This is a genomic window from Streptomyces sp. TRM49041, assembly GCF_008271805.1.
GTDB lineage: Bacteria > Actinomycetota > Actinomycetes > Streptomycetales > Streptomycetaceae > Streptomyces.
Window position 1 is genome coordinate 39,382 of record NZ_VSRY01000123.1, and the last position, 25,767, is coordinate 65,148.

A 25,767-nucleotide genomic window follows, 5' to 3' on the forward strand; every position below is an offset into this window, starting at 1 on the left:
CCGTCGCCCACCTCGTCACCCCGCCTGGGAGATGGCCCAGGCGGCGTTGATGAGACCGATGTGGCTGAACGCCTGGGGGAAGTTGCCGAGCGGCTCTCCCGTGCGGGGGTCGGCCTGTTCGGCGAGGAGGCCGAGGTCGTTGGCGTGGGCGGCTGCCCGCTCGAAGGTGGTACGGGCCCGGGCGGTGTACCCGGCCAGTGCCTGGGCCTGGGCGAGCCAGAACGTGCACAGCAGGAAGCTGCCCTCGTCGCCGCTCAGCCCGTCGACGCCCGTGGCGGTGTCGTAGCGGCGTACGAGCCCGCGGCGGTCTGTCAGCCGGTCGGCGACGGCATCGATCGTGGCCAGTACGCGCGGGTCGTCGGCGGGCAGGAAACCCGTCAGGGGCAGCATGAGGGCGGACGCGTCCAGGGCGTCACTGCCGAAGGACTGGGTGAAGGCGCGGACCGTCGGGTTCCAGCCACGGGCGAGGATGGAGTCCCGGATCTCGTCGCGGGTGGCGCGCCACTCCTCGGCCCGTTCGGCGGCGTCGAGATGCCCGGCGAGGCGTACGGCCCGGTCGAGCGCGACCCAGCACATGAGTTTGGAGTACAGGAAGTGCCGCGGCTCGCCGCGGATCTCCCAGATACCGTGGTCGGCGCGGCGCCACACCTGAGCGGCGCTGTCGGCGAGTCCGGTGAGGAAGCCGCACAGGGCGCGCCGGTCGCGCAGCTGGTCCTCGAAGCGGGCGGCGGTGTCGAGGAGTTCGCCGTACACGTCGAGCTGGGGCTGGCTCCAGGCGCCGTTGCCGACCCGGACCGGGCGGCTCGCGGACCAGCCGGTCAGATGGGGCAGTTCACGTTCGGTGAGGTCGTGTTCGCCGCCGATGCCGTACATGATCTGGAGGTGCGAGTGCGTCCAGCCGGTGGCAGCGGCGGCAGCCATGAAGGTGAAGAACTCCTCGGCCTCGTCGGGGCAGGCGGCCACCCAGAGGGCGTCCATGGTGAACGCGGCGTCCCGCACCCAGGCGTAGCGGTAGTCCCAGTTCCGTACGCCCCCGGGGTCCTCGGGCAGTGAGGTCGTCGCGGCCGCCACGATGGCCCCGGTGGGCTGGTACGACAGCGCCTGCAGGACGCGCCCGGATCGGTGCACCTGCTCTTTCCAGGGGCCGGTGTACGACTGGTGCATGCGCGACCACTCCTGCCAGGCCGCGACGGTACGCGCGAGCTCCTCGGCGATCTCCCGCTGACCCCACACCCGCGGGGCGGGCGCGCCGAGCGGCGCCCAGTGGAGCGCGAAGTGGAGTGTGTCGCCGGCCTCCAGCGTGGCGCCGCCGGTGGCGACGTCGCTGTCGAGGCCGAGCGGCAGCGGGCTGGTGAGGGTGAGGACGGCGGGGCCGCCCCGGGCCTGGATCCCGCCGTCGCAGACCGACAGCATGGGCACGACCAGCCCGTACTCGGGGCGTGGCCGGAACTCGACGCCGACCTCGGCGGTCCCCTCGGTACAGGTGACGGACCTCGTCAGCAGATGAGGCGCCCCGGCCCCGAGCTTGTGCGGATCGTCGCCGGGCCCGGTCGCCAGGGCGTCGGTGAGGGTCACCGTCCCGGTGGGTGTGGTGAAGACGGTGCGCAGCACCATGCTGTCGCCGACGTACGCCCGCGACACCTCGGCCCGGCCACTCGGCCGGACCGTCCAGCTTCCGGCGCGCTCGTCGAGGAGGGCGGCGAACACGGCGGCGCTGTCGAAGCGCGGGAAGCAGAGCCAGTCGACCGCGCCCGCGCGGCTGACGAGGGCGGCGCTGTGCCGGTCGGAGAGCAGCGCGTAGTCCCCGATGGGCGTACTGGCCGGCACGCTCATGCCGAGTCCTCCGGTCGCACGACCCCTCCTCCGCTCCCGCGTACGGCGCCTGCCTCCGACTCTCGCGCCCGACGTCCCCGCCTGGCCACCAGCCACGCAGCGCCGCTCCCCTGTTCGGCGGAGCCGCAGCACCGCCGAGGAGCGAATTGAAAGCCCCAGGGGTGTGACCCGACGGCGGCACCGCGGCCCTGCGGGTGACACCACCCAGCGGACCGCGGAATGCACCACTACAACACCCCACTGATGCCACATGGCGCCACAATCACTTGCCATGGCACCATCATGGTGCCACTATGGTTCGCATGGACCTGACCCCCTACGTCGATCATCTCCGCCGTGAGCTCGCGGTCGCCGCGAACGCCGGCGGGGACGAGGCACGCGCCCTGGCCGAGCGGCTCACCGCACCCTTGGAGTCGGCCGCACGGCTGACCCTTCTGAACGCACTCTCCGCCGCCTCGGAGGAGATCACCCGCGAGCTGGCCCCGGGCTCGGTGGATGTCCGCCTGCGGGGGCTCGACCCCGAGTTCGCAGTGACGGCACCGCCCGCCACCGAGGTGCCCGCCGAGGAGGCGCCCGCCATGGCACCACCAGTGGCACCTTTGGCGCCATCCCCGGCGGACAGCGAAGAAGGGGGAACGGCCCGGATCAACTTCCGGCTCCCGGCGCCGCTGAAGGCCCGGGTCGAGGAGGCGGCCGGCCGGGAGGGCCTGTCCGTCAACGCCTGGCTCGTACGGGCCGTGGCCGGCGCCTTGGAGCCGGGCGGCGGTCCGGACCGGCCGGCCGCTCGTGCCCCGGGCCGCGGCCAGAGCTACCGGGGCTGGGTCCGCTAGCCGGAGTCCTTCGCCCCCACGTCACGCACGACCGCCCCACCTGCGGAAACACACTCCAGAGTCAAGAGGACGGAACAGCCATGCCTTCTTACGAAACCCCCGCAGCCATCACAGCGAGCCTCGAGTTCGAGGTCGGCAATGTGCGACTCACCGCGAGCGAGCGCCAGGACACGGTCGTCGAGGTGCTGCCGAGCAACGGCGCCGACGACGCCGACGTACGGGCCGCGGAGCAGACAGGGGTCACGTACGCCAACGGCACCCTCTCCCTCAAGGGGCCCAAGAAGCGCTCCCTGTTCGGCAAGAGCGGATCGATCGACGTGACCGTCCGGCTCCCCGCCGGATCGCACGTCCGCAGCACCTCTCCCATGGGCGACTACATCGGCGAAGGACCGCTCGGCGAGTGCCGCATCAAGACGTCCTTCGGTGATATCCGGCTCGACGAGGCTTCCGCCGTGAACCTGCGGACCGGCCACGGCGACATCCGCGTCGACCGAGCGGCGGGCGACGCCGAGATCCACGGGGCGGGCCGGGTCGACGTCGGCGAGATCGTGGGAGCGGCGACCGTCAAGAACGGAAACGGCGAGACCGTGATCGGTGAGATCACCGGTGATCTGAAGGCCAACGCCGCCAACGGCCGCATCGCGGTCGGCATCGCGCACGCCTCGGTCGAGGCCAAGTCCGCCAACGGTGCGATCAGCGTGCAGCGGGTGGCGCGCGGCGCGATCGACCTCCACACCGGCGTCGGCGACGTGGAGGTCGGCATCCCCGAGTCCACCGCGGCCTGGCTGGACGTCAACTCCAAGTTCGGCACGGTCCGCAACGCGCTCGACACCGCCGAAGGCCCCAGCACCTCCGACGAGACCGTCGAGATCCATGCCCGTACCGGTGTCGGCGACATCGTGATCCGTCGCGCCTGACCTCCCCCGGAAGGAAGAGCGGAACCCATGACCACGACATCCACCGACAAGGCCACCACCACGGCACCGCCCGCCATCTCCGCCCTCGGCCTGCACAAGTCGTACGGCGACAAGGTCGTCCTCGACGGCATCGACCTGAACATCCCCGAGGGCACGGTCTTCGCCCTCCTGGGCCCCAACGGAGCCGGCAAGACCACCACCGTCGAGATCCTGTCGACGCTCATCGCGCCCGACGCCGGGCAGGCGCGGGTCGCCGGCCACGACCTCGCCGACCGGCCCGACGGCGTTCGCGCCGCCATCGGTGTCACCGGCCAGTTCGCCGCCGTCGACCATCTCCTCACCGCAGAGGAGAACCTGCTCCTCATGGCGGATCTCCGGCACCTGCCACGGCGCGACGGCCACCGCCGCGCGGCCGAACTCCTCGAGCGATTCGAACTCGCGGAGGCTGCCCGCAAACCGGTCTCCACCCTCTCCGGCGGCATGCGCCGCAAGCTCGATCTGGCGATGACCCTGGTCGGCGATCCGAGGATCATCTTCCTCGACGAGCCGACCACCGGCCTCGATCCCCGCAGCCGCCGCACCATGTGGGAGATCATCCGCGGGCTCGTCGGGGACCACGGTGTCACCGTCTTCCTGACCACGCAGTACCTGGAGGAAGCCGACCAGCTCGCCGACCGCATCGCCGTCCTCGACAAGGGCAGGCTGGTCGCCGAGGGAACCGCCGACGAACTCAAGCGCCTCATCCCCGGCGGCCACATCCGGCTGCGCTTCTCCGGGCTCGCCGAACTCGACACCGCCGCACGCCACTTCGGCGCCGCCGCACGCGATCCCGAAGAACTCACGCTCCGCATCCCCGGCGACGGCGGTATCCCGACCCTTCGGGCCGTACTCGACATCCTGGACGGCGCGGCGCTGCGGGCCGAATCGCTGACCGTGCACACACCCGACCTCGACGACGTCTTCCTGACCCTCACCGGTCACAGCGCACCCGACACCACCCCGGAGATGGCCCGATGAGCACTCTCACGTATGCCGTCAGCGACTCCATGACGATGCTGCGGCGCAACCTCAAGCACGCGCTCCGCTATCCCGCGATGACGATCTCCGTCGTCGCCATGCCGGTGATGATGCTGCTGCTGTTCAACTACGCCTTCGGCGGCGCCCTCGGCGCCGGCATCTCCGGCGCTCCCACCGGTGGCGGCGAGTACATCGACTACGTCGCGCCCGGCATCATCCTGATGGCCGCGACCGCCGGGGCGGTCATGACGGCGGTCGGCGTCTGCGTCGACATGACCGAGGGCATCGTCAACCGCTTCCGTACGATGTCGATCTCCCGCGCCGCGTTCCTGACCGGGCACGTCGTCGGCGGCGTCCTCCAGACCCTGGTCGCCGTCGCCCTGGTGATCGGCGTCGCGCTCGCCATCGGATTCCGTCCCGACGCCTCCCTCGTCGAGTGGATCGCCGCGGTCGGCCTGCTGACACTGCTCATCCTCGCGCTGACCTGGCTGTCGGCCGGCATGGGCCTGGTGGCCAAGACCCCCGAGTCGGCCAGCAACACTCCGTTGCCGCTGACCTTCCTGCCCTTCCTGGGCAGCGCCGTCGTCCCGACCGACTCGATGCCCACGGGGCTGCGCTGGTTCGCCGAGTACCAGCCCTTCACCCCGGTCATCGAGACCCTGCGCGGCCTGCTCATGGGCACCGCGATCGGCACCAGCGGATATGTCGCGCTCGCCTGGTGCGCCGGGCTCTCCCTCGTCGGCTACCTCTGGGCGCGGTCCGCCTTCGGCCGTACCGCCAAGCGGTGAGTACCGCCCCTCTCCGCCACCCCACGTCGCAGCGCACCGCACATCACTCTCCACGGAGGACACCATGCAGCACGAACCGTCACCCCGACCCGATGGCACCGAACCCGTCACGCTTCCCACTCGGCGTGCCGCCGGCTGCCCCTTCGACCCGCCCGCCGGACTCGCGGAGCTGCGCTCGGAGCGGCCGCTGGCCCGGATGACCTACCCCGACGGGCACGTCGGCTGGCTCGCCACCGGATACTCCACGGTCCGCTCGATCCTGGGCGACTCGCGTTTCAGCTCGCGGTACGAGCTGATGCACTACCCCTTCCCCCATGGGCCCGAAGGCCCCCTGCCGCCCGCACCCGTCGGGGACATGACCGGCATGGACGCCCCCGAGCACACCCGTTTCCGCCGGCTCCTGACGGGCAAGTTCACCGTCCGCCGCATGCGCCGACTCACCGAGCGGTTACGGGAGATCACCGCCGAGCACCTGGACGCGATGGAGCGCCGGGGGCCCGGCACCGACCTGGTCGAGGCGTTCGCCCGACCCATCCCCGCGCTGATGATCTGCGAGCTCCTCGGTGTGCCCTACGCCGACCGGGAGCGCTTCCAGCACCACGCTCACACACTCATGGCCATGGATGTGACGCCCGAGGAACGGTACGCCGCGTTCGCCGGACTCCAGGAGTACATGGCCGAGTCGGTCGCAGCCAAGCGCGCCGAAGCCTCAGACGACCTGCTCGGCGACCTCGCCCAGGACTCGGACCTCACCGACGAGGAACTCGTCGGCCTCGGCGGCTTCCTGCTGGCCGCCGGGCTCGACACCACCGCCAACATGATCGCCCACGGTACGTTCGCGCTGCTCGGCGATCCTGCCCAGGCGGAGGCCCTGCGCACGGATCCCGATCTCGCACCGCACGCCGTCGAAGAGCTGATGCGCTACCTGACGGTCGCCCACACCACCGTGAAGACCGCGCTGGAAGACGTCGAGCTGGACGGCCTGACGATCGCAGCAGGCGAAAGCGTCACCATCTCGCTCGAAGCAGCCGACCGGGACCCGGCGAGGTTCCCCGACCCCGACGTCCTCGACCTGCGCCGCAAGGCCACGGGCCACCTGGGCTTCGGGCACGGCATCCACCAGTGCCTGGGCCAGCAACTGGCCCGCGTCGAACTGACAGTGGCCCTGCCCGCGCTGCTCGAACGGTTCCCCACACTGCGCCTCGACGTGCCGGCCGAAGAGGTGCCGCTGCGCACCGACATGAACATCTACGGCGTGCACCGGTTGCCGGTCACCTGGGACGGGGTCTGATCCCATGGACGTCCGTGTCGACCGCGACCGCTGCCTCGGCGCCGGCATGTGCGCCCTGACCGCACCCGCGGTCTTCGACCAGGACGAGACCGAGGGTCTGGTCGTCCTGCTGAACGCCAGACCGCCGAGCGACCGGCACGCGGCAGTCCGCATCGCCGCCGGCGCGTGCCCCGCCTCGGCCCTCTCCGTCACGGAACACCCCGGAGCACAGCCATGAGAACCGACCGCCGGGGGCGGCGGCGGGAGCATTGACGGCGACGGCCGTGCGGGCACCCCGCGGCGGGCGGAAAGTGCGCCCTCAAGGCGAGCAGGGTGACCACCGTGAGCGTCGGCGAAGTGACGGGCGCCTTGAGGACCTGTACGGAGCTCGTTCCCCTCAGGCCGCCACCGCGACGAAGCACGCGACGAGGAAGCCCATCGGCACCGTGCGGGCCACCTGTGCCGCGTCGCTCGAAATGGCATGGCCTGCCTGATCGGCCGACTGCAGGCTGCTCCTTCGTACTGCCGGGGCGAGCAGCCTGCGTACGCCGTCACGCGGGCGGTGACGCGGAACGGGTCCTCAGATGACGCCCTGCGCCGTCATGGCCTGCGCCACCTTCAGGAAGCCCGCCACGTTGGCGCCGAGCACGTAGTCCTCGGAGTTGCCGCCGTACGCCTCTGCGGTGTCGCGGCACTGACGGTGGACGTCGCGCATCACCGCGGCCAGCCGGGTCTCCGTCGCCTCGAAGGACCAGGTGTCGCGGGCCGCGTTCTGCTGCATCTCCAGCGCCGAGGTGGCCACGCCGCCCGCGTTGGCGGCCTTCCCTGGGCCGAAGAGGACGCCGGCCTCCCGGAACACCGCCACCGCCTCGGGGGTGCACGGCATGTTCGCGCCCTCGGCGACCGCGCGGACGCCGTTCTTGACCAGGGCCACGGCGTCCTCGCCGCCCAGCTCGTTCTGGGTCGCGCAGGGCAGCGCGATGTCGCACGGGACGTCGTACACCGTGCCGCGGGCCGAGAAGCGCGCGGTCGGCTTCGCCTCCGCGTAGGCGGAAATCCGGGCGCGGCGCACCTCCTTGATGTCCTTGAGCAGGTCCAGGTCGATGCCGTTCTCATCGACGAGGTATCCGGAGGAGTCGCTGCACGCGATGACACGGCCACCCAGGGCGTGCACCTTCTCCGCGGCGTACACGGCCACATTCCCGGATCCGGAGACCACCACCCGGCGCCCCTCGAAGCCGGCGCCGCGCGTGGCGAGCATCGCCTCGGCGAAGTACACCGCGCCGTAGCCCGTCGCCTCGGTACGGACGTGGGAACCGCCCCAGCCGACCGGCTTGCCGGTGAGGACACCGGACTCGTAGCGATTGGTGATCCGCTTGTACTGCCCGAAGAGGTAGCCGATCTCCCTGGCGCCCACGCCGATGTCTCCGGCGGGCACGTCGGTGTGCTCGCCGAGGTGGCGGTGGAGTTCGGTCATGAAGGACTGGCAGAACCGCATGACCTCGCCGTCCGAGCAGCCCTTGGGGTCGAAGTCGGCGCCGCCCTTGCCGCCGCCGATCGCCATCCCGGTCAGTGCGTTCTTGAAGATCTGTTCGAAGCCGAGGAATTTCACGATGCCGAGATTGACGCTCGGGTGGAACCGCAGACCGCCCTTGTACGGGCCGAGGGCGCTGTTGAACTCGACCCGGAAGCCCCGGTTGACGCGCACGGCGCCGTGGTCGTCGACCCACGGGACCCGGAAGATCAGCTGACGCTCGGGCTCGCACAGCCGTTCCAGGATTCCGGTCCCGGTGTACTCGGGGTGCCGGTCGAGGGCGGGCTTGAGGGAGTCCAGCACCTCGGCCGCCGCCTGGTGGAACTCGCCCTCCCCCGGGTTTCGCCGGCAGATCTCCGTGTAGACGGCCTCGATGTGTGCGCTGGCGTTCATGGTGTGTCTCGCTTTCCCGATCCGGCGTGACTACTTGGTGTTGTGAGGGTCCGACAGGCGGTCGACCACCCATACGGCTCGCAGCGCCGGAGCGTTGAATACGGGCGAGGGCGTAAACCTCGAGTGCTTGCTCCACACGGCGGAGAGGTCCTCGTGGAGCCTATCGCCGACGAGCCGGTCGGCGAGCAGCGCCAGATTCTGCTGGTGTCGCTGCCGACCCCGCTCGGCACGGACGTCTCCCCGCGCCACGCGCGCGCTCAGCCCACCGGCACGCCCGTCGAGGGAGACCTTGCCGGTGGTCACGTTGCGTCGGCGTCGCACGATCTGCAGGGCCTGGGAGGCATGGGGGAAGGGCAGTTGGGCGACGGTGGCGGTTTTGACGCGGCGGATCTCGTCGCGTCCGTGGGCGGTGGCCCGGGTCTTGCCCAGCAGCGGCACGTCCCGCCGGGGCAGGGCCTTGAGCAGCTTGTGGAGGGTGAGGTGGTTGCCCTTGATCAGCGCGATGTAGTGCGCGTTCTTGTCTTCGACGAGGAAGCGGGCGTGCGCAGTCCGACTGTGCAGGACGTCGAAGGTGACCACGGTCCCGGCCAGGTCGAGTGGGGCGAGCAGGGGCCGGAAGACGGCGATCTCGTCGGTTTTCGCGTCCACTTCGCGCCGGGCCAGGACCAGGCCGGTCCCGTTCATCGCGGCCGGCAGGTGGACCTGCGTGCCGTCGGCGCGGATCGCGCCGCGCACCGTTCTTCCGTCCACGGCCGGCGCGGGCTGTGGGGCGCCGACGTCCCGCCCGACCTGGCGTGTCCTGTCACCGAATTCCACACCTTGTGAGCCTATAGTCGCCGCATATCTCCTCCGTACCCGGGAGCCGGCATGCGGCGTTTCCTTTCTCTGCTGGTATTTCTCGCGGTGGCCGGGCTATCGGTGCCAGTCGGCACCACGACGGCAACAGCCCAGAGGAGTGCGGCGGATTATCTCGATCCAGGCTTGGCCCTGGTCGAGCAGGTGCCTGGAACCATTCTCGACGTGTCACCCTCCCGAGTCCTCTACAGTGACCCGTCCACGTCGCCCGCGCGACTGAAGATCAAGGACCGGAACAGTGGCGAGGTCACGACACTGCCCACGGCTCCCGATCGCCACCATGACCACGGATGGCTCACTCCGCTGGGGGCGGTCTTTTCGGCGCTGGGAAGCGACATCACCACCGAGCGCCTCTACGAATGGTCGGGTGGAAACGACCTGACCGACCTCGGCCCGCTCAACTCGGCCCTCTCCCCGCAGGTGCGCGGCACGTACGCGATCTGGAGCAACGGCACGACGCTCTACCGCCGGAATGTCAACACACATCAGACCACGGTGGTGGCGACCGACGCGGGGAACTGGCGGAACGACCTCCTTCCCAACGGGGAGGTCATCTACTGGAGTTCTGGCCGGGAGTACCAGATCAAGCGCTATCACGACGGTGCCACGGAACAGCTCACCCACGACACAACCCTGTGGAATTTCTATCCGGTGGCCGACGGGATGAATGTCGTGTACGCGAAAGGCGACCCCTGCTGCCGCGACCAGGAGTTCGCCGTCTGGCTCCACGACGGAAGCCGCGAGATCCAGCTCACTCCCCCGAGTGGTGACCAACCCGACCAGGGCGAAAGCTACGACGTTGCCGGCGGGTGGACCGCATTCCTGCACCCTGACAGCGACGGACGAGTTCAGGTCCGGGTGCGGGATCCCCAAGGGGGGATCAGCCGGCTGTCCGATATCGGCGGTTCCGAGCCGGCCGGCACGCCGAGGATCGTGGCCGTCAACGCGGACGGCCAGGTCGCCTACACCGTTTCCGACGCGCTGTACCTCGGCGCCCCGGGGCAGCCGGCAGTCCGGCTCGCGTCCGACGTGGGCACCTGGTCCTCCCGCTTCGAGAATCAGCCTGACAACCTCGCGACGTACTTCGACGGGCGGTGGCACCTGGCCATCGGAGACAGCTTGTACGCCCTCGGCGACCAGCCCCGAACGACGCTGACCGTCACCGTCGAAGGCCATGGGACGGTGACGGTCAGCCCGGGTACCGAGACATGCAGGACCACCTGCTCCTTCGACTTCCTGCAGGGCACGGGAGTCACCCTCACCGAGACGGCCGACCTTCCCGGGTGGCGGTTCGGTGGCTGGAGCGGTGACTGCTCCGGTAGCGAGGCGACCTGCCACCTGCGGCTCGATTCCGCGTCGTCGGTCCATGCGCGGTTCGTCCCCGGAGACACGACCGCACCGCTCACCAGCCCACCCGCCTCCCACGTCCCGGTAGGGGCCCGACTGTCCGCGCGGATTCCCCCGGGTGTGCCGCTGGAGACATCGTGGACCGCCATCGACCCGGATGATCCGGTGAGCACCAATGAACTGCAGGTGTCGGTGAACGGCGGCGGGTTCGCTCCCGTCGGGCTGCCGACCGTGGCGGCGACCAGGACCACGTCGAGGGTCGTCCCCACGGCCCGGTACCAGTTTCGCGCCCGCGCCACCGACTCCCACGGCAACGTCGGTGACTGGGCCACCGGGGTGCCCTTGACCGTCGACGCCTTTCAGGAAACAGCCGGCACCTACGAAGGAGCTTGGAGGAGCGAGCATCGGGCGTCGGCGTGGGGAGGCACCGTGATCTCCACCCGGCAGCCGTCGGCGTCGGTGATGCTGACGGTCACCGGCCGCGAGGTCGCTGTCGTGGGAACGACGGGACGGCGGCACGGCTCGCTCCAGGTCTACGTGGACGGTGAGCTGCGACAGACCCGTTCAACGTCCTCTCGGAAGACTCTTGCCCGGCGCGTGCTCGCCGACGTGAAATTCGCCCCCGGCACCCACACCATTCGCGTCGTACGAGCCCCGGACGACCGCGGCCCGATCACACTGGACGGCTTCATCGTGCTGCGGTAGCCGTAGAAGGCACGACTCGACGCCGGCCACCCGCCACCACTCGACTCCTGTCCTGGCGACCGGATCGGCCTGGCTCTGCAAGATCACCACCAACGTCCGCGATCGCTCCAGCCGCCGACGATGCGGCTGCGGCGGTGGTCGCGCGCGAGGTGCTGGTGTTCTCGGCGGCCGAAACCGCTCCGGCGACGCGCGCCGCGCAGGAGCACTACCGGGAGTTCAACCGTGATCACGCCTGGCTGCGGGCTCCTGGAGAGCCTGCCGTCGCACAACTGAGAGCCTGGCGACTGCTCCGGCGGGCCAGATGTTCCACCCGCCGCATCGGCACTTTCGTTCAGTCCGTCCGCACCGTTCTGACCTGCACGTATTCAGGACAGAAGAAGTTCAGTGCTCGCAGAGGGAGAATTCTCGTTCGTAGAGCTGCTCGTTGTGTTCGTCGACGAAGAACTTGCGTTCCTGCATGAGTTGTTCACGGTGGTTCTTGGCCTGCTCAAGCGTCATGGTCGAAGTGTCGGACCACGGTTGCTGCGGTGGCACATCGGATGTCGAGACGATCTTTTCCGACGGGTCGACCAGGAAGAACGCAAGAATTTTGCGGTGTCCCGGGCGGGTGGGGTCCATGAGGCTGAATGAGCCGACGCGGTGTTGCAGGATGTTCGGGAACGCCAGGCAGCGCCCCTCTGGCGTCGATGCCGATCCCAGCATCTGGTTCAGTGCGTCTTCGTCCTCCAGGCCGTAGACCTCACGCAGACCGTGGTCGTCGTTCTGTTCGTAGTGCGGCTCGTCGAGTGCCGCCCGGAAACTCAGCCGACTCTCGGTGATGTTCTCGCTGTCCCAGTAGTAGATGCCGGTCGAGACGATCCGCTCGTTCAACATCCCCTCGACATGCCAGGAACCGCCTGGGTATTCGGGCTTGTCAGGGGTGAGATGAACGGTGGCGAGCTTGACGATGACCTGAAGACGGCGGCCGCGCAGGTCGACTCGGGCGGATTCATCGGGCGAGTCGTGCGGGGTGAAGGCCGGGGCGTCCGGGATGGCTGGGCGGCGGTTCTCCCACCAGTCGACCTGGGCCTCTTCCCATGCACGGAGGGCTTCTGCGTAGGCCGCGGCATCACTGTAGGAAGACCTGTCCGGAAACTCCGGTTCCGAGTCGTACCACCCGAAAGGATCGGCCTCGATCCGCAGGGGCCGCGGATGGCGCAGATCGGTGAGCACGTTCTCCAGCAGCGGGCGCATGCGCGAGAACAGGTCCGGCAGGACGGAGGCCAGTTCGTGATGCGCCTCGGGGTGGACGTTGTTGACGTACGAACGGAAGGCGACATCGCCGTCGTCACTGACGTCGACGTCCGTGGGCAGCCACTGGAACTTCTCCGAGAACTCGTGCTTCGAGTAGCGGTCCGTCGGATTCTGCCAAGCCCGCTCGGGCGCGCCGCTCACCTCTCTCACCAGGCAGAACAGTGAGGGATGAACCAGATCCAGTACCTGCCCGTCGGATCCGGGATGCCAGTCCTGTTCTGCTTCGGGCACCTGTTCCAGAACCCGAACCGCCTCGCGCAGCCGGGATCTGAGCTTGTCGTCGACCAGTGTGTCCGACTGCCACACCCCGTCGACGGCGGACACCTCGATGCCGGTCCGTCCGTCCCGCAGCTCGGCGTAGTGCACGAGTTCGGCAAGCACGTAACGAACCTGCGCTTCGGTGAGGCCCTGGGCGACCGCTTCTTGCGTCCACCTGGCGACGATGTCGGCATCGTTCATCTTGTCGAACCACCCCGGCTTCGCCCGAATGTGCGCGCTGCACTGCATCATCTGAAGTTCCCGCAGCGTTCGGGGTGTCGCGAACGATATGGAACGGGAAGCATGAAAGGGCAGCGGGAAAGCAGACAGGCCGGTCAATTCTCATGGTCCCTACAGTCGGTGTGCGGTGGCGGGAAGGATAGCTCAGCAGACTGACACCGCAGCCGTGGCGCCTGTCCGCTGGTGCGGCGTCGCCGAGGCTCAGCGGGTGGAAGCGCTCCTGCCGTCACGCGGTGCGGTGGTTCCACTCTTCCGTAGCGGCGGGCTTGTCCGTTCGATGCCCGCGCCTGAGTCCGGCAGGGCTGTTCTGTCTCAGGTGATGAGGTACGGCAAAGCTCCCTGCGCGTGGTCGCGCCAGGGTGCCTTCGGGAGGCGCGTTCGCCGGCCGCGCCCAGGTGCGAGCCGAACGATTCGCCGGAGCCGCGGAGCTGGGCGTCGAGGACGGCCGCCTCCAGGACCGATGTGACCAGGTGGTGTCCGGTGAAGGGTTCGAGTGCGCGGCCGACCGCCGTCGCGTCCACGCCGTTCTTGGGGAGGGCGGGGACGAGGAAGCGGCGCAGGACGTCCTGTGCCCCGTCGACGTACTCGGCACGCGCGAAAGGCCGCCCTCCCATGGATGAGAGAACGGCCTCCGACCTGCGTTTCCGCACAGTCGGGACGACAGGATTTGAACCTGCGACCCCTTGACCCCCAGTCAAGTGCGCTACCAAGCTGCGCCACGTCCCGGTGCGCTCGGTCCGGCTGGTCGCCGGGTGAGCGCGCAAGAGAACATTACCTCACTCCGCGGGCAGGTCGGACATCGCCCGGTGGGCGGCGGTGGCCAGGGCGTCGGCGCCGCAGGCGGTGGCCAGGGTGGCGGCGTGGGCGAGCTCGGAGCGGGAGCGCAGGGCGATGCCGTAGTCGTGGCGGGCGAGTGCGTGTTCGTACGCGGAGGGGGACGCCTCCAGGTGGCGTACCGCGCGTGCGAGGAGCGGTACGGCGTCGTCGGGGCGGGCGAACAGCGCGGCGCAGCGGAGGGCTTCGCCGATGGCGGTGTCGGTCCCGAAGTGTTCCGCGCGGGTACGGGCGCGGGTGGCGATGCGGCCGGCCCGGTCCGGGTCCTCGGTGGCGAGGGCGCGGGCGAGGTCGCAGGCCCAGGGCGCCCAGATGCCGTTGTGCCGGCCCCGGTTCTCCGAAGCCCGGCCGGCGGCCTCCAGTTCGGCGACGGCCTCGCGGGTGCGGCCTTCGGCGAGGAGGAGGCGGCCGCGTACGCAGGGGCCGTCGGGCAGGACCATGGCGCTGGGCCAGGGCGGGCCGAAGGCGTACCGGTCGGCCATTTCGCGGGCCTCGCCGACCCGGCCGCGGGCGAGGAGGGTGTCGACGAGAAGACAGACCGCGTCCCACTGGACGGCCAGGCCGTCGCCGACGCGGTCGGCGAGCCGCAGGCCCTCGCGGAGGAATGTCTCGGCGAGGGGCAGGTCGCCGGCGCGGCGGTGGGCGAGGCCGAGGAGGGTGTGGGCGAAGGCCAGGTGGGCGCCGCTCCAGCCGGAGATCTCGTAGGCGCGGACGGCCTCCCCGAAGAGGTCGCGGGCCCGGTCGGGCCGGTCGACGAAGGCGTACGCGATGCCGATCATGGCGGGGGTCTCGAAGCCCCACTCGGTGTCGGTCCAGCTCGCGCCCTGGGCGGGGCGGCCGTCGAGGAGGGCGCGGTCGCACAGGTCGACGACATGGGTGGCGTTCTCGCCGCGGAGCATCGCGTCGAAGGCGCGCAGGGACAGCAGGGCGCGTTCGGCGTTGTCGGTGCCGCGCAGGTGGTCGGCCAGGTCCCGGAGGCGCCGGGAGCGGCCTTCCGGGTCGTCCTCGGCGGCGCGGAACGACTCGTACATGAAGTGGGCGGCCTCCAGCCGGGTCCGGTCCGGTCCCGCGGGGGTGCGGGCGGCCTCGGCGGCGACGGTGAGGGAGGCGTCGCGGAGCTGGTTGCTGTGGGCCAGGGCCTGTGCGAGGCGGTAGGTGGCGTCGGTGCGGAGCGCCGGTGCGAGGCCGGGCAGGTCGAGCGCGGAGCGCAGGTGCCGGATGGTGGCGGCCGGGGACGTGAGGAGGGCGGCGCAGCCCACTTCGTAGAGGACCTGGGCGTACGCCTCGGGCGGCGGGGGCTCCTGGAGGGCGCGTTCCAGACAGCGGCGGGCGGCCTCGGGGGCGCCGACGGCGAGGTGTTCGCGGGCCGCGTCGCGGAGCTGGGCGACGACTTCGGCGTCGTCGTCCGGGTGGACCTCCAGGAGGTGGCGGGACGCGGCGGCCGCGCCGAGGCCCGCGTGGGTGACCGCCCAGGCGGCGCGGCCGTGCATGGCGGTGCGGGTGGCGGGCGGGATGGAGCGGTATATGGCGGTGGCTATGAGCGGGTGGGCGAACTCCAGCGGGTCGGTCCCGGTGACGACGCGGGCGTCCCGGAGCCGGTCGGTGCAGTCGGCCGCCTCGGCGGGGGACATTCCGGCGAGGGTGGCGGCGAGCTGCTGGGAGATGTCGGTGCCGAGGACGGCGGCCGCCCAGGCGAACCGGGTCGCGCCGGTGCCCAGCCGTTCGAGGCGGGCCACCAGGCCGCTGCCGCGCGCCGAGGCCCCCAGGTCGCGGAGGAGCCCGGCCGAGCGGGCGACCGGTTCCAGCATCCGGTCCCGTACGGTCGCGAGGAGTTCGACCGTCTCGTACGGGTTGCCGCCGGTGACGGCCCAGACCTCGCGGCAGAACGGCGCGTCGGTGTGCTCGCCGAGTGCGGTGCGGGCCAGGTCGGCGGTGGCGTCCTCGGTGAGGGCGTGCAGGGTGACGGTGAGCCTGGCCTGGTCGCCGACGCGCCGGAGCAGCGTGGTGGCGGGGTCCGCGGGCCCGGCAGGCTCCGCGGGGGCGTCGGCGCGGTGTGCGAGGACGATGAGGAGGGGCAGGCCGGGGAGCCGTCCGGCGAACGCGGCCAGCCAGGCCAGGGACTCGGCGTCGGCCCAGTGCGCGTCGTCGACGAGCACGACGAGCGGTTTGGCGTGCTGCTGTTCGGCGAGGCGGGTGACGACGCGGTCGAGCCCGTCCCGTACGCCCTGCGGATCGGCGAGCGGGGCGCTCGGCGCGGCGAGGCCGAGGGCGGGCGCCGTGATGTCGAAGCTCTCGCCGAACAGCCGCCTGAGCCGGTCCTCGGGCAGCGGCATGAGGGCGGGGACCAGGAGTTGGCGTACGACGTGGAACGGCACGGACGTGACGGTCTCGCCGCCCTTGCCGGACAGGACCGTGCAGCGGTCGGCGGCGCGCCGGCCGATCTCGGCGAGGAGGGCGGTCTTGCCGATACCGGCCTCGCCCCGATAGATCAGCAGCCCGCCGGCCGCGGCCGGACCGCACAGCGCGTCGACGGCGTGCGTGGCCGCCGCGAGTTCCGGCTCGCGCTCCAGCAGCGGTACGGACAGCTGATGTTCCGCCCGGGACGGCAGCATCGTCCTTCCCTTCCATGTTTGCCCAGTTCGACGGCCGAGGGTAGCCCGGTGCCCTGCGCGGGGCACACAGTTCGGGCCGTCCGCCGAACGGGTGACTGGCCGGGGGCAGGGGTGACAATGGGCGGATGAACAGGGATCGCCGGGACCGTGACACCGAGGGGCGCGCTCGGAGCGCGCGGCCGCGCGACGGGCTCGGGCGCCCGCTGCCGTACGGGGCGCCGGGGGTGGAGCGGCAGCCGGAGGGCGTGGCGCGTACGCCGGAGGAGACGCTGCGGGAGGCGCAGCGGCTGCTGGACTCGGGGCTGCCGTTCCATGCGCACGAGGTACTGGAGGACGCGTGGAAGGCGTGCGGCGACGCGGGGCGTGCGCCGGAGCGTGAGCTGTGGCGGGGGCTGGCGCAGCTGGCGGTGGGGCTGACGCACGCGGCGCGCGGCAACGGGGTCGGCGGGGCGCGGCTGCTGCTGCGGGGCGCGGGGCGGATCGCACCGTACGGGGCCGAGGGCGCGCGGCCGTACGGGATCGACGTCGGCGGGCTGGTGGCGTGGGCGCGGGAGCTGGCGGAGCGGGCGGAGACGGGCTCCGCGGAGGCGGTGGACCCGGTGGCCGAGGCACCAGGGCTGACCTCGCGTTAGGGGGTGTCCGGCGGATCATGCCGGCATCCGGGCCGGGTGCCCTTGCCCTGCCGGTGAGCGGCGTCCGGCGCGTGGAGGTGCAAGGCGGAGGAGGGCGTCGGTGCGTGGGGGTCCCCGCTGGCCCTTACCGCCTTGGGGGATCCCGCCGCCGTCGCGTGCCGGACCCCGCGGCCCAGGCGTGATCCGCAGGACACGACCTGGCCGGATCGCGGACCTGGTCGAGCTCGGCGGAAAATGGGCGGTCGCGGTGCCGGGACGGATACGGTCACCGGCCGCCGAGGAGGTCGCGCAGCACGGAGGCGTGGCTGCGCTCCGGGTCCTTGGCGGCGGTGAGCAGGGTCAGGGTGCCCTGCCGGGCGAGTTCACGGATACGGTCGAGGGCGCGCGCCGCCTCCGGCTCCGTGAGCTCTGCCTCGTACCGGCGCCGGAACTCCTCGAACACCGCGTCGGCCGCGCCGCCCTCGGCGTCCCGGGCGTCCCGGGCGTCCTGGGCGTGGAACCAGCGCCGCAGCTCCGTCGAGGGGGTGACGGACTTGGGCCACTCGTCGACCCGCGCGTCCTCCTTGGCCAGCCCGCGCGGCCACAGCCGGTCGACGAGGACCCGCACCCCGTCGTCGGGGTGGGCGGCCTCGTACACCCGCCGCAGGCGCACACGGGGCGCGGTACGCGTCATGGCCCCACCCTGTCCCGGGTGCGGGGGCGCCGCAACGGGTGGGCCGCCTGGACGGACGCGCCCCGAGCCGGGGTGGCCCGCGCCCCTCGCCCTCGCGGGCCCCGGGGACCGGGATTCTGGCCCCCGGGGACCTTGGACCCTGGCTGGCGTGACGTTTCTGCGAGTGCGGTCAGAGGCGCTGCCACAGGGCCGGGACGCTGGGGGGCTCCCAGCCGGTCCGGGCCTGGTGGGACTGGAGGCAGAGGTAGGTGGCGCCGCCGTACGTGACCTGGTCGCCGACGTTGTGGACGGTGCCCGCGGACCAGGTGCCGCCCGGGTCGCCGGGGACACCCGGGTCACCCGGGTCGCCGGGCGCCTGGGTGGTGGTCAGCGTCAGGCCGTACGTCTGGAGGATCGGGTTGACGGGCTGGTGGTACGTCGTCCCGCCGCCGCGGCAGTCGCCGGAGCCGCCGGAGGCGACGCCCTGGGCCTGGCTGCCGGAGATGTACGAGCCGCCCGAGTCGCCGGGCTCGGCGCACACCGAGGTGCGGGTGACGCCGCTGACGGTGCCCTCCGGGTACGTGACGCTGGTGTTGTGCTGGAGGATCGTCCCGCAGTGCCATCCGGTGGTGGACCCGGAGCGGCAGACCGACGCGCCGACGACCGCCTGCGCCGACCCGGTCACCTGGACGTTCTGCCCGGCCTGGCCCTTGACGTACGGCGTGGAGCGCCAGTCGGTGTTGGTGGCCACCCAGGCCATGTCGCTGCCCGGGAAGCTGGACGCCTGGAAGGTGCCCTGGGCGACCTGGTTGTAGCCGCTCGTCGCGGCGCCCGCGGGGCCGCAGTGGCCGGCGGTGGCGAAGCCGTGCTGGGTACCGCGGGTGACGGCGAAACCGATGGAGCAGCGGCCGCCGCCCATGTGGTACGCGTCGCCGCCGCGGATGTCGTACAGCGGGCGAGGCCGCTCCGCCGACACCTCGGCACGGAAGAGGGACGGGTCGGCCCCGGACGCGGTGATGAACGCCTCGGCGGCGGACCGGTTGGCGGCCTTGACGGTGACGGAGTTGGTGCGCACGTCGACGTACCAGACGGGCATGTTCAGGGTGTTGGTGCGGAGGGCGGCCCGGTCGAGCGCGGCCTTGGCGGCGTCGAGCGCGGCCGCGGAGTGCCCGACGACCTTCGCCTGGGCTCCGGCCGCGCGGATCGCGGCGGCGTGGGCGGGGTCGGTGGTCGCGACGGTGAGCGTCGCGGACACGGCGCCGCGCACCCACGCGCCCGCGTAGTCCGCGCCGAGCGTGCCGCGCAGGCGGCCGGCGAGGGCGCCCGCCTCGGCCTCGTTCACCAGGCGCTGCTGGGCCTGCGGCTTGGTGAGTCCCAAGTCGCGCTGCATCGCGGCGAGTACGTCGGGGGACGGCTTGTCGGCGCCCAGGCTCGTGGCCGCCGAAGGGGTGGCCGGCGGAGCGGGCTCGGCGGCCGCCACGCCGGGCAGTGCGCTCAGCACGAGTACGCCGACGGCGGCGAGAGCCGCGGTACACGCGGCTCTGGCGTGTCTGGGGAGCATCAGGTGTTCTCCTCGGTTTCGGTGGGGGTTCCGAAACCGTAGATCTTGCCGAAAATCCCTCAGAAGATGTCGTTTCTCTCTCTGTTCGGCGTTATGGAAGGCGTGCCATCCCGCCAGGCGGCGTAACTCCGGCTACGGACCGCGGCCTCGGCCTGCGCGGCGCGCGTCGCCCGGTCGAGGACCGAGGGCGCGGCGGGGGCGGCGGGCGCGGCCGGGTGCCGGCCGATGAGGTGGCGCCAGACGAGCTGGGTGCCGGCGAGGGGTCGGGTGACGAGCCCCGCGGTGTCGGGGAACGCGGCCCGGCAGAGGCCGACGGCCCGGCCGACCTGGACCAGGTGGACGCAGGACGCGGTGTCCGTCTCGTACACCCGGGCCGGGGTGAAGCCCGCGCGGGCGAGGCGGCGTGGAAGCAGTCGGCGAAGCAGCCGTCACCGGGTACGTCGGTCCAGGCGGCGTCCGCGGGGTCGGCGAAGTCGACCCGGTCGCGGCGGGCGAGGGTGTCCGGTCGGCAGCATCACGAAGACGGGGTCGGTGGCGATCTCCCGCCAGTCCAGCCGTCCGCTCCCGGGCGGGGCGTCGGCACCGCAGGTGCCAATCGGAAGCGGCCACGGCCCGCGCCGTCGGCCGCTCCCTTGTCGAACCGTACGGCGTCCCGCCGGAGCTCGCTGACGGCGGGCAGCACGATCCTGGCCCGCTCCAGTACGAGCTCGCCCAGCGGTGTCGCCTTCACACCGTGCCGCCCCGGCTCGAAGAGCGTCCCGCCCAGCGCGCGCTCGATCCGCTTCAGCTGGGCGCTGAGGCCGGCTGGGCCGGTCCGAGCGCGGTGGCGGCCTTGGTGAGGCCGCCCGCGTCGGCGATCGCCCGCACCGTCTTCAAGTGCCGCGACCCGAGGTCCCTGAGGCGAGTCTCGCGGGCCCCTCCGAGCAGGTCGATACCCTGGTCCAGACCTGTCTGCCCGCGGGTCCGGTGAACCGGCACGGAATCCGTGGGAGGGGGTCTGTCGAGAGGGGGTCGATCACGAGATATCTTGATGTCGAGCAATGTTACAGACGTGGAGCGGAGCACCCGGTGACTGACTCGACCATCATCTACACCCACACTGACGAGGCCCCGGCCCTGGCGACGTACTCGTTCCTGCCCGTGGTCCAGGCGTACGCCTCGACGGCCGGCGTCAGCGTCGAGACCCGCGACATCTCCCTGGCCGGACGGATCATCGCCTCCTTCCCGGAGCGTCTCCAGGAGGGCCAGCGCATCGAGGACGCCCTGGCGGAGCTCGGCGAGCTGGCCAGGACACCCGGCGCGAACATCATCAAGCTGCCGAACATCTCGGCGTCGATCCCGCAGCTGAAGGCCGCCGTCGCGGAGCTCCAGCAGCAGGGCTACGCGCTGCCGGACTACCCGGACGACCCCAAGACCGACGAGGAGCGCGACATCCGCGCCCGGTACGACAAGGTCAAGGGCAGCGCCGTCAACCCGGTCCTGCGTGAGGGCAACTCCGACCGCCGCGCACCCGCCTCGGTCAAGAACTACGCCAAGGCGCACCCGCACCGCATGGGCGCCTGGACGGCCGACTCCAAGACCAACGTGGCGACGATGGGCGCCGACGACTTCCGCTCGACGGAGAAGTCCGCGGTGATCGCCGAGGGCGGCTCGCTCCGTATCGAACTGGCGGGCGCCGACGGCACCACCACCGTGCTGCGCGAGTCGGTACCGGTACTCGCGGACGAGGTCGTGGACGCGTCCGTCATGCGCGCGGCCGCGCTGCGCGAGTTCCTGGCCGAGCAGGTCGCCCGCGCCAAGGCCGAGGGCGTGCTGTTCTCCGTCCACCTGAAGGCCACGATGATGAAGGTCTCCGACCCGATCGTCTTCGGCCACGTGGTCCGCGCCTTCTTCCCGAAGACCTTCGAGGCGTACGGTGACGTCCTCGCCGGCGCCGGCCTGAGCCCGAACGACGGCCTCGGCGGCATCCTCAAGGGCCTGGAGTCGCTCCCCCAGGGTGACGAGATCAAGGCGTCCTTCGAGGCCGAGCTGGCCGAGGGCCCGGAACTCGCCATGGTCGACTCCGACCGCGGCATCACCAACCTGCACGTGCCGAGCGACGTCATCGTCGACGCCTCGATGCCGGCCATGATCCGCACGTCCGGCCACATGTGGGGCCCGGACGGCGAGGAGGCCGACACCCTCGCGGTGCTGCCCGACAGCAGCTACTCCGGTGTCTACCAGGCGGTCATCGAGGACTGCCGCGCCAACGGCGCCCTCGACCCGTCGACGATGGGCTCGGTCCCGAACGTCGGCCTGATGGCGCAGAAGGCCGAGGAGTACGGCAGCCACGACAAGACCTTCGAGATCACGACCGCGGGCACGGTCCGCGCCGTGGACCGGGCGGGCAACGTCGTCCTGGAGCAGACCGTGAACCCCGGCGACATCTTCCGGATGTGCCAGACCAAGGACGCGCCGATCAAGGACTGGGTGAAGCTGGCCGTCACCCGCGCCCGCGCCACCGGCGACCCGGCCGTGTTCTGGCTGGACGAGGGCCGCGCGCACGACGCGCAGCTGATCGAGAAGGTCAACGCGTACCTGCCGGAGCACGACACCGAGGGCCTCGACATCCGGATCATGTCGCCGGTCGAGGCGACGAAGTTCTCCCTGGAGCGCATCCGCCGGGGCGAGAACACCATCTCCGTCACCGGCAACGTGCTGCGTGACTACCTCACCGACCTCTTCCCGATCCTGGAGCTCGGCACGAGCGCCAAGATGCTGTCGGTCGTCCCGCTGATGAACGGCGGCGGACTCTTCGAGACGGGCGCCGGCGGCTCCGCCCCGAAGCACGTGCAGCAGCTGGTCAAGGAGAACTACCTGCGCTGGGACAGCCTGGGCGAGTTCCTCGCGCTGGCCGTCAGCTTCGAGCACCTGTCCCAGGTCACGGGCAACGCCCGCGCCAAGGTGCTGGCCGACACGCTGGACCGCGCCACCGCGACGTTCCTCAACGAGGACAAGTCGCCGACCCGCCGCGTGGGCGGGATCGACAACCGCGGCAGCCACTTCTACCTGGCCCTGTACTGGGCGCAGGAGCTGGCGAGGCAGACGGAGGACACCCGGCTCGCGGAGGCCTTCGCCGACCTGGCGAAGACGCTCGCCGAGCAGGAGCAGACCATCGTCGACGAGCTGATCGCCGTGCAGGGCGAGCCGGCCGACATCGGCGGCTACTACCAGCCGGACCCGGAGAAGGCCGCGGCGGTCATGCGCCCGTCGCAGACCTTCAACCAGGCGCTGGCGGCCCTGGCCTGACGCCACCCGCCGCAGAGGCCGTGCCGGATGTCCCGGCACGGCCTCTGCCGTACCCGCGTACCGTCCACGTCTCTACTCGGCCGACTCTCCTCGGCCGGCCCATCGACTGCCTGAATCCGGCATATATTGACATAAACCCCGGTACGTTCTAGGCACGAGCTGAGCTGAGCTGAGGAGCATGGCGATGGCACGCGCAGTGGGTATCGACCTCGGTACGACGAACTCGGTGGTCAGCGTCCTGGAGGGCGGTGAGCCGACGGTCATCACCAACACGGAGGGCGCACGGACCACCCCGTCCGTCGTCGGCTTCGCCAAGAACGGCGATGTCCTCGTCGGCGAGGTGGCCAAGCGGCAGGCCGTGACGAACGTCGACCGCACGGTGCGGTCCGTGAAACGGCACATGGGCGAGGCGGACTGGCGCTTCCCCGCCCAGGGCGACATCGACGGCAAGCGGTACACCGCGCAGGAGATCTCGGCCCGCGTGCTGCAGAAGCTCAAGCGCGACGCCGAGGGATACCTGGGCGAGGACGTGAAGGACGCCGTGATCACGGTACCGGCGTACTTCAACGACTCGCAGCGCACGGCGACCAAGGAGGCCGGCGAGATCGCGGGCCTCAACGTGCTGCGGATCATCAACGAGCCGACCGCGGCGGCGCTGGCGTACGGCCTCGACAAGGAGAACGAGCAGACGATCCTGGTGTTCGACCTCGGGGGCGGCACGTTCGACGTGTCGCTGCTGGAGATCGGCGAGGGCGTGGTCGAGGTGAAGGCCACGAACGGCGACACGCACCTGGGCGGTGACGACTGGGACCAGCGGATCGTCGACCACCTGGCGAGCAGGTTCAAGGCCGCGTACGGGGTCGATCTGTCCAAGGACCGGATGGCCACACAGCGGCTCCGCGAGGCCGCCGAGAAGGCGAAGATCGAGCTGTCTGCGGCGACCGAGACCTCGATCAACCTGCCTTATCTGAGCGCGTCGGCGGAAGGCCCGCTGCACCTGGACGAGAAACTGACCCGCGCACAGCTCGAACAGCTGACCGCCGATCTCCTGGAGCGGTGCAAGGGGCCGTTCCACAACGCGGTCAAGGACGCTGGGATCAAGGTCTCCGGCATCGACCATGTGATTCTGGTCGGCGGGTCGACACGCATGCCCGCGGTGACGGAGCTGGTGCGGGAGCTCACCGGCAAGGACCCGCACAAGGGTGTGAACCCGGACGAGGTCGTCGCCATCGGCGCGTCGCTCCAGGCCGGAGTGCTGAAGGGTGAGGTCAAGGACGTCCTGCTGCTGGACGTGACCCCGCTGTCCCTCGGTATCGAGACCAAGGGCGGCATCATGACCAAGCTGATCGAGCGCAACACCACGATCCCGACGAAGCGCTCCGAGACGTTCACGACGGCCGAGGACAACCAGCCGTCGGTGCAGATCCAGGTCTTCCAGGGTGAGCGCGAGATCGCCGCGTACAACAAGAAGCTCGGTATGTTCGAGCTGACCGGCCTGCCCCCGGCGCCGCGCGGTGTCCCGCAGATCGAGGTCGCCTTCGACATCGACGCCAACGGCATCATGCACGTGACCGCTAAGGACCTGGGCACGGGCAAGGAGCAGAAGATGACCGTCACCGGCGGCTCCTCGCTGCCGAAGGACGACATCGACCGGATGGTCCGCGAGGCGGAACGCCACGCCGAGGAGGACCGCACCAGGCGCGAGGCGGCGGAGACCCGGAACCAGGCCGAGCAGTTGGTGTACCAGACGGAGAAGTTCCTGCGGGACAACGAGGACAAGGTTCCGGCCGAGGTCAGGTCGGAGGTCGCCACGGCGGTGGACGAGCTCAAGGAGAAGCTGAAGGGCGACGACACGGCGGCCATCCGTACCGCCACCGAGAAGGTCGCGGCCGTCTCCCAGAAGCTCGGCCAGGCCATGTACGCCCAGGCCCAGTCCGCCCAGGCCACCCACTCGGAGGCCGGGGCGGCAGGGGGCGCGGGCGCCGGCCAGGCGCAGGAGCAGCCCGAGGACGAGGTGGTCGACGCGGAGATCGTCGACGAGGACCGGCAGCAGGGAGGCGGAGGATGAGGCGAGGTACGAACGGACCGCCGCGGGTCGGCGGCCGCCCGGACCAGCCGCTGATGCCGGTCCCGTCGGCTTCCGGCCATCCGGGGGGCAGCTCCGGCGCGCCGCCCGCGCTGCCGCCCGCCCTGCCGGCAGCGCTGCCGACCGCTCCCGGCAACCGCACGGGCCCGCCCGTCGGCAGGACCGGCGCCTCTGCCGACCGTCCGGGCAGCAGGACCGACCAGCCGGGCCACTCCCCCGGGCTGTCCGGCAGGCTCGGCGGCACCGGCGGCCGGGGCGGCCGGGGCGGCACCGGCGGCTCCCCCACGCTCCCCCGCCGACCGCGGCAGCGCGGAAGCGAGAGTCCCCAGGCGGGTCAGGGACGGAACGGCCCGGACGCACCCGTCGGCACCGTGGCGCTGGCTGTGGCACTGGCCGAGCGGACCGCCGACCTTCAGCGGCTGAAGGCCGAGTACGACAATTACCGGACCCGGGTCCACCGGGACCGCCTCGCGGTGCGGGAGATCGCCGTGGCGAACGTACTGCGGCGGCTGCTGCCCGTGCTGGACGCCGTTGCCGAGGCGGGGCGGCACGGGGAACTGACCGGCGGCTTCCTCCGGGTGGCGCGGGAACTGGAGGGAGAGTTGGCGGCGCTCGGGCTGGCAACGTTCGGTGCGGCGGGTGAACCCTTCGACCCGCGGGTTCACAGGGCCGTCGCCTATGTGCAGTCCGACCGGGCCGAGCGCCCCGTCTGCACCGAGGTGGTGCGCCCGGGGCACCGGGTCGGCGACCAGCTCCTGCGCCCGGCCGAGGTCGTGGTCACGGGGCCGCCCGCCGCGCGGTGAAACATGCGGCGCGGGAGCG

General features: G+C 71.4%; 19 protein-coding genes, 1 tRNA gene and 2 pseudogenes. 13 read left to right on the top strand and 9 right to left on the bottom strand.

What is annotated here, in order from left to right; all coding sequences use genetic code 11:
• Positions 1-15: 15 nt before the first annotated feature.
• Positions 16-1,833, bottom strand: a complete 1,818-nt coding sequence (locus tag FVS66_RS14780) for a glycoside hydrolase family 15 protein (protein ID WP_149181657.1) — start codon at positions 1,831-1,833, stop codon at positions 16-18.
• 302 nt (positions 1,834-2,135) lie between these two features.
• On the opposite strand from FVS66_RS14780, the gene FVS66_RS14785 reads away from it, so the two are divergent.
• From FVS66_RS14785 to FVS66_RS14810, 6 genes are all read left to right on the top strand, one after another.
• Positions 2,136-2,663 (top strand): hypothetical protein, encoded by a 528-nt coding sequence (locus FVS66_RS14785; RefSeq protein WP_149181658.1) that lies wholly within the window; start codon positions 2,136-2,138, stop codon positions 2,661-2,663.
• Between the two features lie 80 nt (positions 2,664-2,743).
• Positions 2,744-3,580 carry a DUF4097 family beta strand repeat-containing protein gene (locus FVS66_RS14790; protein WP_149181659.1) on the top strand — a complete coding sequence of 279 codons (837 nt, stop codon included), beginning with the start codon at positions 2,744-2,746 and terminating at the stop codon, positions 3,578-3,580.
• Positions 3,581-3,607: 27 nt separating this feature from the next.
• On the top strand, positions 3,608-4,597 hold the full coding sequence (locus FVS66_RS14795) for an ATP-binding cassette domain-containing protein (RefSeq protein ID WP_149181660.1): 990 nt from the start codon (positions 3,608-3,610) through the stop codon (positions 4,595-4,597).
• A complete protein-coding gene (locus tag FVS66_RS14800) occupies positions 4,594-5,385 on the top strand; it encodes an ABC transporter permease (protein WP_149181661.1) in 792 nt (263 codons plus the stop codon). Before FVS66_RS14795 ends, FVS66_RS14800 begins: the two co-directional genes overlap by 4 nt.
• Before the next feature lie 64 nt (positions 5,386-5,449).
• A complete protein-coding gene (locus FVS66_RS14805) occupies positions 5,450-6,676 on the top strand; it encodes a cytochrome P450 (RefSeq protein ID WP_149181662.1) in 1,227 nt (408 codons plus the stop codon).
• Positions 6,677-6,680: 4 nt separating this feature from the next.
• Positions 6,681-6,893, top strand: coding sequence for a ferredoxin (locus tag FVS66_RS14810; protein ID WP_149181663.1), 213 nt, complete (start codon positions 6,681-6,683; stop codon positions 6,891-6,893).
• A gap of 342 nt (positions 6,894-7,235) precedes the next feature.
• Here the strand turns inward: FVS66_RS14810 and gdhA are convergent, their stop codons facing one another.
• Together gdhA and FVS66_RS35015 are read right to left on the bottom strand one after the other, a co-directional pair.
• Positions 7,236-8,582, bottom strand: a complete 1,347-nt coding sequence (gene gdhA, locus FVS66_RS14815) for an NADP-specific glutamate dehydrogenase (RefSeq protein WP_149181664.1) — start codon at positions 8,580-8,582, stop codon at positions 7,236-7,238.
• A gap of 30 nt (positions 8,583-8,612) precedes the next feature.
• On the bottom strand, positions 8,613-9,398 hold the full coding sequence (locus FVS66_RS35015; RefSeq protein ID WP_187645529.1) for a hypothetical protein: 786 nt from the start codon (positions 9,396-9,398) through the stop codon (positions 8,613-8,615).
• 204 nt (positions 9,399-9,602) lie between these two features.
• Between FVS66_RS35015 and FVS66_RS14825 the strand changes: the two genes are divergently transcribed.
• On the top strand, positions 9,603-11,489 hold the full coding sequence (locus FVS66_RS14825; RefSeq protein WP_149181665.1) for an InlB B-repeat-containing protein: 1,887 nt from the start codon (positions 9,603-9,605) through the stop codon (positions 11,487-11,489).
• A 194-nt stretch (positions 11,490-11,683) separates the two neighbouring features.
• Positions 11,684-11,860, top strand: a pseudogene (locus tag FVS66_RS35965) (IS5/IS1182 family transposase); the annotation flags it as partial.
• A gap of 10 nt (positions 11,861-11,870) precedes the next feature.
• Here the strand turns inward: FVS66_RS35965 and FVS66_RS14835 are convergent.
• Positions 11,871-13,379 (bottom strand): DUF4246 domain-containing protein, encoded by a 1,509-nt coding sequence (locus tag FVS66_RS14835; protein WP_149181666.1) that lies wholly within the window; start codon positions 13,377-13,379, stop codon positions 11,871-11,873.
• A gap of 260 nt (positions 13,380-13,639) precedes the next feature.
• On the opposite strand from FVS66_RS14835, the gene FVS66_RS14840 reads away from it, so the two are divergent.
• Positions 13,640-13,900 carry a hypothetical protein gene (locus FVS66_RS14840; protein WP_149181667.1) on the top strand — a complete coding sequence of 87 codons (261 nt, stop codon included), beginning with the start codon at positions 13,640-13,642 and terminating at the stop codon, positions 13,898-13,900.
• 32 nt (positions 13,901-13,932) lie between these two features.
• On the opposite strand, the gene FVS66_RS14845 is transcribed toward FVS66_RS14840, so the two are convergent.
• Together FVS66_RS14845 and FVS66_RS14850 are read right to left on the bottom strand one after the other, a co-directional pair.
• A tRNA-Pro gene (locus FVS66_RS14845) sits at positions 13,933-14,006 on the bottom strand.
• A gap of 50 nt (positions 14,007-14,056) precedes the next feature.
• Complete coding sequence (locus FVS66_RS14850; RefSeq protein ID WP_149181668.1) at positions 14,057-16,726, bottom strand: AAA family ATPase; 2,670 nt, start codon at positions 16,724-16,726, stop codon at positions 14,057-14,059.
• Positions 16,727-16,851: 125 nt separating this feature from the next.
• Here FVS66_RS14850 and FVS66_RS14855 point away from each other — a divergent pair, with 125 nt between their 5' ends.
• On the top strand, positions 16,852-17,358 hold the full coding sequence (locus tag FVS66_RS14855) for a DUF309 domain-containing protein (RefSeq protein ID WP_149181669.1): 507 nt from the start codon (positions 16,852-16,854) through the stop codon (positions 17,356-17,358).
• A 265-nt stretch (positions 17,359-17,623) separates the two neighbouring features.
• On the opposite strand, the gene FVS66_RS14860 is transcribed toward FVS66_RS14855, so the two are convergent.
• The 3 genes and pseudogenes from FVS66_RS14860 to FVS66_RS14870 form a co-directional block, all read right to left on the bottom strand.
• Complete coding sequence (locus FVS66_RS14860) at positions 17,624-18,031, bottom strand: DUF488 domain-containing protein (RefSeq protein ID WP_149181670.1); 408 nt, start codon at positions 18,029-18,031, stop codon at positions 17,624-17,626.
• A 169-nt stretch (positions 18,032-18,200) separates the two neighbouring features.
• Positions 18,201-19,571 (bottom strand): carbohydrate-binding protein, encoded by a 1,371-nt coding sequence (locus FVS66_RS14865; RefSeq protein ID WP_149181671.1) that lies wholly within the window; start codon positions 19,569-19,571, stop codon positions 18,201-18,203.
• A gap of 59 nt (positions 19,572-19,630) precedes the next feature.
• Positions 19,631-20,498 (bottom strand): annotated as a pseudogene (locus tag FVS66_RS14870) (LysR family transcriptional regulator).
• 141 nt (positions 20,499-20,639) lie between these two features.
• Between FVS66_RS14870 and FVS66_RS14875 the strand changes: the two are divergent.
• The 3 genes from FVS66_RS14875 to grpE all read left to right on the top strand — a co-directional run bounded on the left by FVS66_RS14875 (position 20,640) and on the right by grpE (position 25,748).
• The gene (locus FVS66_RS14875) at positions 20,640-22,859 is read left to right on the top strand and encodes an NADP-dependent isocitrate dehydrogenase (protein WP_149181672.1); all 2,220 of its coding nucleotides are present in this window, start codon (positions 20,640-20,642) and stop codon (positions 22,857-22,859) included.
• A 184-nt stretch (positions 22,860-23,043) separates the two neighbouring features.
• The gene (dnaK, locus tag FVS66_RS14880) at positions 23,044-24,927 is read left to right on the top strand and encodes a molecular chaperone DnaK (RefSeq protein WP_149181673.1); all 1,884 of its coding nucleotides are present in this window, start codon (positions 23,044-23,046) and stop codon (positions 24,925-24,927) included.
• The gene (gene grpE, locus FVS66_RS14885; RefSeq protein ID WP_316248186.1) at positions 24,924-25,748 is read left to right on the top strand and encodes a nucleotide exchange factor GrpE; all 825 of its coding nucleotides are present in this window, start codon (positions 24,924-24,926) and stop codon (positions 25,746-25,748) included. Before dnaK ends, grpE begins: the two co-directional genes overlap by 4 nt.
• Positions 25,749-25,767: the final 19 nt, after the last annotated feature.

Bases quoted from the DNA above. Each gene is read 5' to 3' on its own strand.
- FVS66_RS14780 (WP_149181657.1), bottom strand. From the start codon at position 1,833: ATGAGCGTGCCGGCCAGTACGCCCATCGGGGACTACGCGCTGCTCTCC.
- gdhA (WP_149181664.1), bottom strand. From the start codon at position 8,582: ATGAACGCCAGCGCACACATCGAGGCCGTCTACACGGAGATCTGCCGG.
- FVS66_RS14860 (WP_149181670.1), bottom strand. From the start codon at position 18,031: ATGACGCGTACCGCGCCCCGTGTGCGCCTGCGGCGGGTGTACGAGGCC.
- FVS66_RS14795 (WP_149181660.1), top strand. From the start codon at position 3,608: ATGACCACGACATCCACCGACAAGGCCACCACCACGGCACCGCCCGCC.
- FVS66_RS14785 (WP_149181658.1), top strand. From the start codon at position 2,136: ATGGACCTGACCCCCTACGTCGATCATCTCCGCCGTGAGCTCGCGGTC.
- FVS66_RS14865 (WP_149181671.1), bottom strand. From the start codon at position 19,571: ATGCTCCCCAGACACGCCAGAGCCGCGTGTACCGCGGCTCTCGCCGCC.
- FVS66_RS14855 (WP_149181669.1), top strand. From the start codon at position 16,852: ATGAACAGGGATCGCCGGGACCGTGACACCGAGGGGCGCGCTCGGAGC.
- FVS66_RS14790 (WP_149181659.1), top strand. From the start codon at position 2,744: ATGCCTTCTTACGAAACCCCCGCAGCCATCACAGCGAGCCTCGAGTTC.
- FVS66_RS14810 (WP_149181663.1), top strand. From the start codon at position 6,681: ATGGACGTCCGTGTCGACCGCGACCGCTGCCTCGGCGCCGGCATGTGC.
- FVS66_RS14800 (WP_149181661.1), top strand. From the start codon at position 4,594: ATGAGCACTCTCACGTATGCCGTCAGCGACTCCATGACGATGCTGCGG.
- grpE (WP_316248186.1), top strand. From the start codon at position 24,924: ATGAGGCGAGGTACGAACGGACCGCCGCGGGTCGGCGGCCGCCCGGAC.
- FVS66_RS14805 (WP_149181662.1), top strand. From the start codon at position 5,450: ATGCAGCACGAACCGTCACCCCGACCCGATGGCACCGAACCCGTCACG.
- dnaK (WP_149181673.1), top strand. From the start codon at position 23,044: ATGGCACGCGCAGTGGGTATCGACCTCGGTACGACGAACTCGGTGGTC.
- FVS66_RS14850 (WP_149181668.1), bottom strand. From the start codon at position 16,726: ATGCTGCCGTCCCGGGCGGAACATCAGCTGTCCGTACCGCTGCTGGAG.